The 12,972-nt window shown below is 31.9% G+C and carries 14 protein-coding genes and 1 other RNA gene; 6 read left to right on the forward strand and 9 right to left on the reverse strand.

Annotated elements, in window-relative coordinates; genetic code table 11:
• Nucleotides 1-136 precede the first annotated feature (136 nt).
• The gene (locus ACTU6T_RS13670) at nucleotides 137-667 is read left to right on the forward strand and encodes a porin family protein (RefSeq protein ID WP_460218755.1); all 531 of its coding nucleotides are present in this window, start codon (nucleotides 137-139) and stop codon (nucleotides 665-667) included.
• A 59-nt stretch (nucleotides 668-726) separates the two neighbouring features.
• On the opposite strand, the gene ACTU6T_RS13675 is transcribed toward ACTU6T_RS13670, so the two are convergent.
• From ACTU6T_RS13675 to ACTU6T_RS13695, 5 genes are all read right to left on the reverse strand, one after another.
• Nucleotides 727-1,845, reverse strand: coding sequence for an META domain-containing protein (locus ACTU6T_RS13675; protein ID WP_460218756.1), 1,119 nt, complete (start codon nucleotides 1,843-1,845; stop codon nucleotides 727-729).
• 37 nt (nucleotides 1,846-1,882) lie between these two features.
• Nucleotides 1,883-2,464 carry a MiaE family protein gene (locus ACTU6T_RS13680; protein ID WP_460218757.1) on the reverse strand — a complete coding sequence of 194 codons (582 nt, stop codon included), beginning with the start codon at nucleotides 2,462-2,464 and terminating at the stop codon, nucleotides 1,883-1,885.
• Nucleotides 2,465-2,468: 4 nt separating this feature from the next.
• Nucleotides 2,469-3,032: a hypothetical protein gene (locus ACTU6T_RS13685; RefSeq protein ID WP_460218758.1), complete on the reverse strand. Its 564-nt coding sequence runs from the start codon at nucleotides 3,030-3,032 to the stop codon at nucleotides 2,469-2,471.
• Between the two features lie 9 nt (nucleotides 3,033-3,041).
• Complete coding sequence (locus ACTU6T_RS13690; RefSeq protein ID WP_460218759.1) at nucleotides 3,042-4,775, reverse strand: DNA polymerase III subunit gamma/tau; 1,734 nt, start codon at nucleotides 4,773-4,775, stop codon at nucleotides 3,042-3,044.
• A gap of 105 nt (nucleotides 4,776-4,880) precedes the next feature.
• Entirely contained in the window at nucleotides 4,881-5,747 is an 867-nt protein-coding gene (locus ACTU6T_RS13695) for a hypothetical protein (RefSeq protein WP_460218760.1), read from the reverse strand.
• A gap of 68 nt (nucleotides 5,748-5,815) precedes the next feature.
• Here ACTU6T_RS13695 and rnpB point away from each other — a divergent pair.
• Nucleotides 5,816-6,134: RNase P RNA component class A (rnpB, locus tag ACTU6T_RS13700), an RNA gene on the forward strand.
• A gap of 48 nt (nucleotides 6,135-6,182) precedes the next feature.
• On the opposite strand, the gene ACTU6T_RS13705 is transcribed toward rnpB, so the two are convergent.
• The 4 genes from ACTU6T_RS13705 to ACTU6T_RS13720 form a co-directional block, all read right to left on the reverse strand.
• The gene (locus ACTU6T_RS13705) at nucleotides 6,183-6,941 is read right to left on the reverse strand and encodes a hypothetical protein (protein ID WP_460218761.1); all 759 of its coding nucleotides are present in this window, start codon (nucleotides 6,939-6,941) and stop codon (nucleotides 6,183-6,185) included.
• Nucleotides 6,942-7,177: 236 nt separating this feature from the next.
• Complete coding sequence (locus ACTU6T_RS13710; RefSeq protein ID WP_460218762.1) at nucleotides 7,178-7,711, reverse strand: RsmD family RNA methyltransferase; 534 nt, start codon at nucleotides 7,709-7,711, stop codon at nucleotides 7,178-7,180.
• Nucleotides 7,711-8,520 (reverse strand): DUF3822 family protein, encoded by an 810-nt coding sequence (locus ACTU6T_RS13715; RefSeq protein ID WP_460218763.1) that lies wholly within the window; start codon nucleotides 8,518-8,520, stop codon nucleotides 7,711-7,713. Before ACTU6T_RS13715 ends, ACTU6T_RS13710 begins: the two co-directional genes overlap by 1 nt.
• Nucleotide 8,521: 1 nt before the next feature.
• Nucleotides 8,522-9,259, reverse strand: a complete 738-nt coding sequence (locus ACTU6T_RS13720; RefSeq protein ID WP_460218764.1) for a hypothetical protein — start codon at nucleotides 9,257-9,259, stop codon at nucleotides 8,522-8,524.
• A gap of 203 nt (nucleotides 9,260-9,462) precedes the next feature.
• Between ACTU6T_RS13720 and ACTU6T_RS13725 the strand changes: the two genes are divergently transcribed.
• Genes ACTU6T_RS13725 through ACTU6T_RS13740 form a run of 4 tightly spaced genes read left to right on the forward strand, consistent with a single transcriptional unit; the run spans nucleotide 9,463 to nucleotide 12,948 of the window.
• The gene (locus ACTU6T_RS13725; RefSeq protein ID WP_460218765.1) at nucleotides 9,463-10,890 is read left to right on the forward strand and encodes an ATP-dependent DNA helicase; all 1,428 of its coding nucleotides are present in this window, start codon (nucleotides 9,463-9,465) and stop codon (nucleotides 10,888-10,890) included.
• A gap of 11 nt (nucleotides 10,891-10,901) precedes the next feature.
• Nucleotides 10,902-11,468 carry a DUF4126 domain-containing protein gene (locus ACTU6T_RS13730; protein ID WP_460218766.1) on the forward strand — a complete coding sequence of 189 codons (567 nt, stop codon included), beginning with the start codon at nucleotides 10,902-10,904 and terminating at the stop codon, nucleotides 11,466-11,468.
• A 46-nt stretch (nucleotides 11,469-11,514) separates the two neighbouring features.
• Entirely contained in the window at nucleotides 11,515-12,243 is a 729-nt protein-coding gene (gene kdsB / locus ACTU6T_RS13735) for a 3-deoxy-manno-octulosonate cytidylyltransferase (protein ID WP_460218767.1), read from the forward strand.
• Nucleotides 12,244-12,948: an HAD family hydrolase gene (locus tag ACTU6T_RS13740; protein WP_460218768.1), complete on the forward strand. Its 705-nt coding sequence runs from the start codon at nucleotides 12,244-12,246 to the stop codon at nucleotides 12,946-12,948.
• Nucleotides 12,949-12,972: the final 24 nt, after the last annotated feature.

Here is a 12,972-nt window from a genome sequence, read left to right on the forward strand (position 1 = left end):
AGGTGTAATAGCCAATATTTGTTTTGTTTTTTTAATTTTCATTATATATTAGCCTCCTCAAATCTTTGCTACGAACTAGCATAATTTTGATATTAATCTCATGTATTGAGAGAACCTTAATTAAATATTTATGCAAATGAAATCAATAGTACTTACCTTTTTATTCCTTTCCATTACTACCTTGTCTTTTTCTCAAGAGGTAAGTTATGGTGTTAGAGCGGGTGTTAATATCTCTAATTTAGATTTTGACCCAGACGCTACATTTAGTAACCAACATAGAAACGGATTTGCTTTTGGCGGATTTTTAGATTATGGTATTACTGAGAATTTTTCTACTTATCTTGAGCTTCAATATTCTGCTGAAGGAGCTAAAGCTGACGATTTAAGAGCAGATTATTTGCAAATGCCAATTATGGCTCGTTTTGCAATTGGGGAAAAATTTACTTTAGGCGTTGGCCCAATGGTAAGTTTGAAAACTTGGAAAGATCAAGATGCATTTTCAACATTCACGTTCTCTGGTATTGGAGGTATTGAATACATGATAAACGATGAGTTATTTATTGACGCTCGTGTACATTATGGGTTAAGTAATATATTAGATGAAGATGTTGCAGGTTTAGAAGCACAAAACACAACGTTTCAATTTGGGTTTGGAATTAAAATTTAAATCTAAAGGTTAAAATAAAATATAAAAAAAGCTTCAGTTTATACTGAAGCTTTTTTTATTTACTTTTTAATGAATTTGATGTTTTTAGATATGAATCCTTCAGACTTTATCGATAAGAAATATAAACCAGAATTCAATTCATCTGTAGAGATGTTATTTGACTTTAGCTTACCCGATTTTACAATTTGGCCTTGAATAGAAATGATTTCAAATTTGGCATTATGTAATTCATTTGTGGTATTTAGCTCAATTGAAGTTGTTATTGGATTCTTTTTTAAGCTAATTTCTGACCTTATCTTATTTTCATCAATAGATAAAGCAACATCACCAAAAATTAACTGAGCACCCAACAAATCGGTTAAGGTTAAGGTAGAGCCATCTTCAGAAATTTCAAAAGCTGAATAGTTATTAGTGATATTACCAAGTATTTCAAAATAAATGTCTTCATAATCTGTTGCTCCACAATCTGCAAGGGTTTGACTAAATCCAATCAATTGTATATAATCGCCACTTGAGTTAAGACTCCAATCATATTCTGAAGAAAAACTATTACATTCTCCACCATAACCATCAGCTAAGTTTCTAAACGAAATCGGATCAACATCATTAGTTAGAACTAAGGTTGGCACTTCATTTGTAGGAACATAAATAGTAGGATTTCCAGGTGTTTCAATATGTGATAAATACCACGTTTGAACTAAAATTGCTTCTCGAGGAACTTTGCCATAAACAACATAATCTCCTGTGTTTGGATTTGTGACGGTTAATACCTCCTGATTGTTTTCATTGGAGATAGTATAATTAAGAGTATTTGGTAATGCTATATTTCCACCTAAAACATCGATGTACATTTGCTCATAGAGTCCACGAGGTGTAGGAACACAGTCAACTAATGTTATGTTCATACTGTGTATTGTTATTGTAGAATCATCTACTGTATAATCACCAGAGAACGAATTACATGATCCTTTGCCTTCATAGGATAAATAACTGTTTGAAGAACCAATATTTGAAGTAAATGTAACATCAAAAATATAGGCTTCATTGTAATAGTTGTTGTGCTGCATATTATCTACAACAAGATGATCTACATACCATTGCCCTAAAAGTAATTCTTCTTGAGCGCTAGATAGATTGAAAGTAAATAAAAGTAGAATGATAGAGTAGAGGTATCTCATAGACTATAGATTTGAAATTATATACAATGTAAGAAAATTATCCGTGAATGGTTTCACTTTTTCCTAAGTCTTTCATAATATTAGCTTCAAAATCAAGAAGTTCTTGCCATTTTTTGTCTACAACCTCTCTATTACCATATTGTCTTGCAAAACCCAAGAACATGGTATAATGGTTAGCTTCACTTACCATTAAATTTCTATAAAATGCAGCCAGTTCTTTATCTTCTAATTCTTCAGATAACAACCTAAATCGCTCGCAACTTCTTGCCTCTATTAAAGCTGCATATAGTAATCTATGGACGAGTTGGTCGGTTCTACTTCCTCCCTTGGGAAAGAATTTTAGTAATTGTAATACATAATCATCTTTTCTATCGCGTCCTAACACCCAACCATTTGCAATGATACGGTCGTGAACCATTTTGAAGTGACTAATTTCTTCTTTAACAAGAGCAGTCATTTCTGTTACAAGCTCTGTGTATTCAGGAAAACTTACAATCAATGAAATAGCAGTACTGGCAGCTTTTTGCTCACAATAGGCATGATCTGTAAGAATTTCTTCTATGTTTTTTTCAACAATATTTACCCAACGTGGATCTGTTGGTAGTTTTAATCCTAACATGCTATTAACTTTGTTCCTCAATTAGTGTTAAACGTTGATTTCCATGACTATCAATTTGCATCTCATATAGTTTGAAAGAGTCATTAATTGGATTAATAAATGATATACCTAAGGATAATTTTTCAGCAGTCGATTTATACTGATTCACCCAAACATGCTCTAGTGTTGCGGTATTCCAAAATAAAGAAGGTGCAAAATCTCTAAATTTTTCAGCGGAAATAAGCTGCTTAAAAATGATTTTATCTTTAACTGATACTATTACCTCAGATTCAAAACTACGATGGTATTCTGAAATAGTCTGATGATTTTTTATAGATGTTTTTAATAAGATTTCTTTATGATTAGAAGTGTAATTGCGAATGTTAACTTTAAAAGTATGAGATACTATTGAATCTGTTTTTATTTCTATGTAATCTTTTGGAAAATAAGATTTTATATTGTCTAATTTAAGGTTTTTGTTAAACTCAGAGATAGCATTTTCTAACCGTTCTTTTTTACTAGTTCTTTTATCACAAGACATCGTAATCAACACAGAAATTAAGACAATTGCTAAACTAATTTTTTTCATAACAATCAATTAAATATCTAATCCAAATGTTTTTCTAAGTACTTCAATATTTGGATTTTTTTCTTTTAGCTTTTCGTATTTCTCTTGGGTAGTAAATGCATATTTTTTTGCAATTTCTTCATTGACTTTTATGTCAAGCTTAATATCATAATTCATCAAGGATTTACGTATAAACTCCATTAATGGATACTGAGCACGTTCCAATTCAACACGTAAGGTATCGTTAGGAAATTCCAATTGTATTATGGTGTCTTTTAGTATTGGATTTCCCATTTCTAAAATAGAGGCCATGATTTTTTCGCCTTTTTTATGTAATAATTGGATGTAACCATTCCAAGCTTCGTTAAACTGTTCTTCTGTAAATGGTTCTGTTGGTAAGTCTTCAGTATCAATCACGACTTCCATTTGTCGGATCTGATGCTCTTTTTTTGCCTTAATACTTTTTAGGGATAGACCAGATGTACGTTTATCCTTTAATAAATTTATTTTTGGATGCGTTGGTTGGGTTTCTGTCGTAACAGTGTCTGTCGTTTTAGAACTATTATCAGAATCTTCTTCAATTTTACTTTCAATAATAGGAGCTGAAGATGTATCTGTTTTGGGTAAAACGACTGGAATTGGTGTAACGCCTTTGTTTTTAAAATAGGATGGCGGAATTATGTAATATTTGCTATTTTTTTTTTCTCCATCAAAAGTGATAGAGGCAAGCTGCATAAGGCAAAGTTCAACAAGTAAGCGCTGATTCTTACTTGATTTATACTTTAAATCACAATCATTTGCTAAGGCAATGCCTTTAATTAGAAAGCTGTGAGGTGCTTTTCGAGACTGATCTAGGTATTTGGTTTTAGTATCTTCACCAACTTCGAGTAATTCAATGGTCTTTTCATTTTGACAGACTAATAAATCTCTAAAATGCGATGCTAATCCTGCAATATAATGATGACCGTCAAAACCTTTAGATAAAGTATGGTTAAACTGAATTAATAAATCAGGTATTTTATTGTCTAAAATTAGGTCGGTACTTTTAAAATAAGTTTCGTAATCTAAAACATTTAAATTCTCAGTAACGGCTTGTCTGGTAAGCTCTTTCCCCGAAAAACTAACCACTCGATCAAAAATAGACAAGGCATCACGCATTGCACCATCTGCTTTTTGGGCAATAATATGCAATGCATCGTCTTCGGCATTCACACCTTGTTCTTGGGCGATATATTTGAGATATTCCTTAGCATCTTTAACAGTGATGCGCTTAAAATCAAAAATTTGACAACGCGAGAGAATTGTAGGTATAATTTTGTGTTTTTCTGTTGTTGCTAAAATAAAAATACAATGTTTTGGCGGCTCTTCTAAAGTTTTAAGAAACGCATTAAATGCTGCCTGAGAAAGCATATGGACTTCATCAATAATATAGACTTTATATTTACCAACTTGAGGAGGTATTCTTACTTGATCAGTTAAACTTCTAATATCATCTACAGAATTGTTCGATGCTGCATCTAACTCGAAGATATTAAAAGCAAAATCTTCATCTTCTGTTTCTGTTCCATCACTATTAATCATTTTAGCTAAAATACGGGCACATGTGGTTTTTCCAACACCTCTCGGGCCAGTAAATAACAAGGCTTGAGCTAAATGATTATTTTCAATAGCGTTTAATAAGGTATTCGTAATAGCCTGCTGTCCTACAACATCCTTAAAGGTTTGTGGTCTATATTTACGTGCCGATACTACGAAATGTTCCATTTTAAAAACTTAGAATAACAAATTTAAAAAAAGAAGCTCAAATTTAATTCTAATTTGAGCTTTGTTTTCTTGAGTTATTAACAAGGTCGACATAATGAAATATAATTACATTTTCATAACCTTTAGTAACATTTCTAAATCTTTGATATCTATTTTATCACCAGGTCCAGTTCCGCCAACAAGTTTTAGATCTGAGGTTCTATAGAGCATTTTCATTGCGAAATTCATACTTCCCATTTTTGAATAAGCTACATTATTTGCAGTTTCTCTTGTTTTGGTCATTGGACGTTGCGCTTTTACAAATTCTCTAATGAATAAAACGTTTGGATCTTTACTCAAAATAGCTGCATTAATGTCTTCATAACTCACTAGCTTGTATGGATATGGATAGGTTTTTTCAATATTTTTAATAAGTTTTTTTGTAACCATATCTTTATCAATATACAACGTCATATTAGGCAAATTATCTTTTGCGTAATTGATAAAATTTGTTCTTTGTTCTTTAACTACTTTCTTGTAATTGTTTCCAATTTCAAGATCTAGCTGCATGTTTTTAAGAGAAAGCATAAGATCGGCAAGCCCAACTTTTGGAGTAAAAATAAAATGAGTAGACACCTTTTTTTCTAGAAGACCAAACACTAAACTATGATTAGGAGCATTAGCATTTAACATTTTTGTTGTGTAATAAAGATTCGTGTATTTTTCACGCTCATCTTTGTTTTTTGAAAGTTCTCGCCATTCATCTTTTGTTACATATTTTATGTCATTAGAAAAGGTCCAAACGTCGTCAATAGCTTTTTTTATGTTTTCATTATAGCCATCTAGTTCGTCGTCATCCCAGAGAACGACCAACATAGTTCGGTCTTTCAATAGTTCTATTTGTTTTGCTGCTTTTTTTCCAAGCACTCCCATTTGAGCTGAAGTATTGAAGCATATTAATGCCATACAGAATACCAGTATTGTTTTTTTCATAATCAAAAATTATATATTTCAGGTATTTCAATATAACAAAAATTTAAAGATTATTGTACTTTTGAGCCCAAGTAAATCGCCTTATCGCTGTCTCGTTTTTTCGAGATGGAGGAAAGTCCGAACACCATAGTGCAATCATAGTGGTTAACAGCCATCCATCGAAAGGTGAGGAAAAGTGCAACAGAAAGAATGTACAGGTTATGCTGTAGTGAAATCAGGTAAACTCTATGTGGTGCAATGTCATGTATACTAGTGTTTGAGTGTGCACGCACGATGCTAGAGGGTAGGCAGCTAAAGTTTACTGGTAACAGTAAATATAGATAAATGATAAGGATACTGACAAGATGTGTCAGTATACAGGATTCGGCTTATAGATTTACTTATGTATAAAAAACCCTTTACACTCCGTAAAGGGTTTTCTTGTTTTTTTCTTAATTAATTAGAGGGATTGTAACTTAAATCTGGTCTAATATCACCTTCAACTTGGTCATATTTAGATGTTAGTTTAATGACATTGAAAAATGTTGGACCTTTATCATCTCCAAAGAGTTTGTCATTTTCTTGACCTCCCATAGCTATAGAGACATCATCTTTTCCAGCGATAGATACCATATAATAGCTTTCTTCGCTACCAAATCCACTATGATATACATTATAGCCATTTTTAATCCCTTTAGATTCAAATAATTCTTTGACTTTCATCATAGCTTCTTTCATAGCTTTTCCATGTTTAGGTGGATAGTATAAAAAATGATATTCTCTATGATTTTTGCCTTCTGAACTGTAGCCTTCAGGAATATATGACAAATCTGGAGAATGGTGTACAATTGCATTGCTGTGTGAGTCATAACATTGATTCATGTCACTAAATAGTTTTTCAGCAGCTTCTTTACCCATTTTTTCAAAAAGAGGCGCCATAGGGTCATTATCTAAGTCGGCCATACTTTTAATTGGAGATACATATACATATCTACCATCTTCAATACTTATAGCTGTCCAGTTTAGACCTTTAATATCATGTTTAGCACAATTGTCTTTTAAACTTTTGGCAGCTTTTTCATATTGTGGTAGTTTTTCAAATTTCACATTGTCTGTATGGACAACAAACATGGTTGGTGTGTCTTGTGAATTGCCAAAATTCACAGCAAAAATCATTGTGATTAGTAATACTAATCCTGTTTTTAAAGTTTTCATAATAATTGATTTAAGTTAATATGTTGATTGCATTAATAGCCAATAATTAACCACATCAAATGATAGATAGTACAATGTAAATTGGAGGGCAATTTATAGGTTTGAATCGAGTGAATACTCAGAATTGAAGACCTATAAGTTAAACAAAAAATAAAATTGGGATTTACCCTACAAAGAAAAGAGAAATAAGAATTTAGTGTTAGCGATGATTTACGTAATCTGATAGATAGGTATTTTTACCTGAAAAAGCTAAACATATTACCACCATAACTTTTGGAGTGCGAGTAGTGATTTAAATCAGATAGATTGGTGTGTTTAGAATGCTCAACAACAAGTAAACCGTCATTTTCTAATAAATCATTTTGAAATACCAATTGAGGAATTCTCGCAAACTCTTCTAGTGGGAAATCATATGGAGGATCAGCAAAAATAATCGTGTGCTGGAGTTTTGAGTTATTTAAAAATGCAAACACATCACTCTTAACTGTAGAAATAGCCATGTCAAATTGATTTGCTGTTTCGTTGATGAATTTTATACAACCGTAGTGTACATCTACAGCAGTAATGTTTTCAGTACCTCTCGATGCAAATTCATAACTGATATTTCCTGTTCCGGCAAATAAATCTAATACTGAAATATCATCAAAATAATACTGATTATTTAAAATGTTGAATAGAGACTCCTTTGCCATATCAGTAGTAGGTCTCACAGGTAGTTTTTTTGGAGCAATTATACGTCTCCCTTTATATAGCCCAGAAATAATACGCATTAGCTAAAACTGTTTAATAAAATATAGTCTTTATGGTTTTTAGTTTTTACTGTATTATCCTTAGATATATAATTATGATTGGAGTGTGCGAAATCTACAAATCGTATATATTTATAGAGGATATTATAATATTCATCATCTTTTTCAATCTTACCAGAAAGTACAGTTTTAATGATTTCAGGATCCAGCTTTAGTTGTTCCATAGTAAATAGTACATAATAAATAAGGTCTTCCTTAGTGAGATGCTCAAAAGTATTGTAAAACACTAACTGTTGTGCCTTAATATAAACCATTTCAAATGTTGATGTATTTACATTAATATACAATTTATCTTCAGAAAACTTTGATCCTAACTGTAACAATGTATCTAGAAGAACAGTTGAAGAGTGTTTGTATTCAAAACTACCAAACCTACCAAATATATAGTTGTTTATATTTACTAAAGGGACGTATACATTTACGGCATCGCTTTTTGATAATTCATCATAACTAATAAAATCACTTTTCAATATTTTCGCATTAAATTTCAAATAGTCTGCTAAATTATTTTCGTTAAATAAAGCTCTTGGAACCAGACAAGACAATTCGTTTTGATAGATGCACGTTACAGAATCAAATGCGTATTCAAAGTCAGGATGCGATTCTATTACGGTCTTTAATTCATTTAGCAGCTCAAACGGTGTCGCTTTTTTTTCCAAATAAACGTGTTTAAGCAACTCAATGGTATTAGTGTTACGATTTAGAATGCAAAAAGAAAGTCCACTCAAACGAATTTGAATGGACAATGCTTTTATACTATTTTGTTTCAATTTAGTCTTTACTTAAGTTTTTAGGCCAGTTTCCACCAGTGTCAGCTTCTGTCATAGAACCTACTTGTATTTTAGGACCGTTAACACCATCTACTGACATTACTTCCTTTTCTTTTGCTACTAAATTTTTGTCTTGATCATGTAAGATTACATCTTTATCGACCCAAGCTTCAAACACAGCAATATTACTATCATCTAACATTCCTGCTTTAAGATTAAATTTAGATCCGGCCGGACCAATTCCTTCAGGAAGATTCATCATTGTTTTGTAGCGGTTATCAGCACCAAATAAGGAGTCTTTTACAGAAACAAAACCTAATGTATCTATAATAACAATATCTTTAGTTGTTTCAACACCACCAAAGCGACGTGTTAGTTCCTCATCAATAATCGTAGAGTCTCTACGCTGAGTTATTGTAAATTGCGCAGTATCTACAAATTTGATAAGATTGTCAAAATTACCAGCAAAATTTTTATTAACAGTTCTATGTGCCAATTGAGCCTCTCTAATGTCTTTTAATTTTGTAATTACTGTTTTATAACGGTCATCTTTAATTTTGTTAAATTGAATTTCACCATAAACAGACATGAATGTAAGATATCCTAAAAAGAAAATTAAGGCCCACAATACAAGATTGAGAATTGGTTTAAGTTTTTTAGGAACAAACCTATCAATTAACCAAACAATACCAATGGTTAGTAAGATAAGGCCGACAACTACAAGAATTATTGTTAACATAGTTAGTTTTTTTATTTTGTTAAGGAGTTACGCAAATCTACAATTTTTTTTTATTGGTTAAAATATTGTAGACAAAAATCAATCAAAGTTGAAAGATATAAAATTACTTTCAAATTCTATAACAAAATTTGTGATGTAAATACATAAAAACATTATCGCATTAAATGTTATATTGCGTTTTCATTTGCTTTTGAGCTATGAATATGACGTCATCAGATTTTTATAAACTACTTATTAAAAAGTTTTCTTTCGAGCCAACGACTATGCAACTAGTTGCTTTAGAGCAGTTAGCGCAGTTTGTGTTTGATGATTCACCTAACGCATTGTTCTTGCTGAAAGGTTTTGCTGGAACAGGTAAAACTAGTATCATAGGGACCTTAGTTTCTAATTTATGGGAAACAAAAAAAAGTGCTGTTTTAATGGCTCCAACTGGTAGAGCCGCTAAAGTAATCTCAAATTATTCGAAAAAAGAAGCGTTTACTATTCACAAAAAAATCTATTTTCCGAAGAAAGATAGAGGAGGAGGTGTCAAATTTGTTATGCAACCTAATAAACACCGAAATACCATTTTTATAGTAGATGAAGCTTCTATGATTTCAGATACTCCAACCGATTCTAAAAATTTTGAAAGTACATCTTTATTAGATGATTTAATACAATTTGTATATTCTGGACACAAGTGCAAACTCCTATTAATAGGTGATAAAGCTCAATTACCTCCAGTAAAATCAGATTTTTCTCCAGCTTTAGATCATGATAAACTAGATTTAAACTATAATAAACGTGTAACTTCGATAGAATTAGATGAAGTTGTAAGACAAAATCAAGATTCAGGTATTTTGAGTAATGCTACACGAATGAGAGAAGTTTTGGAGCATGATTTTTATGAATCATTTCAGTTTAACCTTAATGGGTTTTTAGATATTATAAGACTGATTGATGGTCATGAAATCATGGATGCAATTAATGATTCATACAGTACGCACGGACATGAAGATACAGCAATTATAGTACGTAGTAATAAAAGAGCAAACTTATATAATCAGCAAATTAGAAACCGAATTTTATTCAATGAAAATGAGCTTACTGTTGGTGATTTTTTGATGGTAGTAAAAAATAATTATTTCTGGATAAAGCCCACTACAGAAGCTGGATTTATAGCTAATGGAGATATTATTCAAGTCTTGGAGATTTTTTCGATTCAAACGATATATGAGTTTCGTTTTGCAGAAGTAAAAGTTCAAATGGTTGATTATCCAAAGATGCGCCCTTTTGAAACTGTTTTGTTGCTCGATACCATTGAGGCAGAAACACCTTCGCTTACTTATGAAGATAGCAATCGACTGTATCAAGAAGTCCAAAAAGATTATGAAGACGAAACGTCAAATTATAAGAAGTTTTTAAAGATCAAAGGGAATAAACATTTTAATGCGCTTCAGGTGAAATTTTCTTATGCAATTACTTGTCATAAATCTCAAGGTGGTCAATGGAATACCATTTTTGTAGAACAGCCTTATTTGCCAAATGGTATTGATAGAGATTATATGCGTTGGTTGTATACAGCTGCGACAAGAGCTACAGAAAAGTTGTATCTTATTGGTTTTAAAGATGAATTCTTTGAAGATAATTAATAAATTTTTTTATGACAACAGAAACTATTATTAGTATATTTTTAGGGATTGGATTATCTGCTTCTGTTGGTTTTCGTGTATTTGTGCCGCTTTTTGCATTAAGCCTTGCAGCATATTTTAACCTTTGGGAACTTAATGAGTCTTGGGAGTGGATAGGGAGTTTAGCTACTGTAGTAACTTTGGGTGTTGCTACTTTGGTTGAAATATTTGGATATTATATTCCTTACATAGATAATCTTTTAGATTCTATTGCTATCCCATTAGCTACTATTGCAGGTACTGCTGTAATGGTATCAACAGTTGCCGATTTGAGTCCTGTCATTACATGGGCATTGGCTATTATTGCTGGAGGAGGTACAGCTGCTGCTGTGGCTGGAAGCTCAGGTGTTACACGATTAACATCAACTGCCACTACTGGAGGTGTTGCAAATCCAATTATATCTACTGTAGAGACAGGTACTTCTGTTGTGATGTCTATTATGTCTTTATTCGTTCCCGTTCTAGCATTTATAGCTGTTCTAGTTATTTTATATTTCATCTTTAGAGTTTATAAAAAGATTAAAAGAAGTAAGTCTTAAAGTCCTTTAAAAGTTATATTTTTGATTTTCAAGTTATATTGATCAAATGAAAATAATATCAATGATACCTGCGCGATATAGTGCGTCTCGATTTCCTGGCAAGCTTATGCAGAATCTAGCCGGAAAAACGGTTATTCTAAGAACGTATGAAGCAACAGTAGCCACTCAATTGTTTGATGATGTTTATGTAGTGACTGATAGTTCAATTATTTTTGATGAAATTACGGCTAATGGTGGTAAAGCTATTATGAGTAAAAAAGAGCATGAGTCTGGGAGTGATAGAATAGCAGAAGCTGTAGCCGACTTGGATGTAGATATTGTAGTTAATGTCCAAGGAGATGAGCCGTTTACAGAACGAGAAAGCCTTGAGAAAGTATTGGAAGTATTTAAAGATGACCATGATAAACACATTGATTTAGCGTCTTTAATGGTAGAAATTCACGATTGGGAAGAAATCAACAACCCAAATACAGTAAAAGTGATTGTAGATCAACATAATTTTGCATTGTATTTTTCAAGAAGTCCGATTCCATTTCCTCGTGATAAAGAAGCAGGAGCTCGATATTTCAAACACAAAGGAATTTATGCCTTTAGAAAAGAAGCATTGTTAGATTTTTATGAGTTACCAATGCAATTTATTGAAGCTACCGAAAAAATTGAATGTATACGATACTTGGAATATGGTAAGCGTATTAAAATGGTAGAAACCTCAGTTGAAGGTGTTGAAATTGACACACCTGAAGACCTTGAACGTGCAAAAAAACTTTGGAAATAATTGGGTAGTGACTATCAACATATAAAAGTTATCGGTTTTGATGCAGACGACACGTTATGGGTTAATGAAACTTATTTTCGTGAAGCCGAACTAGAATTTGCCAAATTATTGGCTCCTTACGAAACTGCCAATAAAATTGACCAAGAATTATTTAAAAAGGAAATGGATAACCTTCCTTTATACGGTTATGGAGTTAAAGGGTTTGTGTTATCCATGGTTGAAATGGCTCTAGAATTATCAAATCATACCGTGTCTCATAATACGATTAGTAAAATTCTAGATATTGGTAAAGAGATGCTTAATAAGCCTGTAGAATTGCTAGTTGGTGTAGAGGAAACACTTAAAGCCTTATCCAAATCTTATCGTTTAATTTTAGCTACTAAAGGAGATTTGCTAGATCAAGAACGAAAGCTTGAAAAATCAAAACTAACGGCTTATTTTCATCATATAGAAGTGTTAAGTGACAAGAAAGAGACTAACTATTCTAAATTATTGAATCATTTAGATATTATGCCTGAAGAATTTTTGATGGTTGGGAATTCATTGAAATCTGATATTTTGCCCCTAGTCAACATAGGTGCTAAAGCAGTACATGTTCCTTTTCATACCACTTGGTTACATGAACAAGTAAGTGTTAATGACGCTGAATCAAATAAATATAAAACAATATCGAGCTTAATTGAACTGTGCGATATATTAAAATAAAAAACGTTAAATAAAGATACAGTT

Source organism: Psychroserpens citreus (assembly GCF_055686305.1).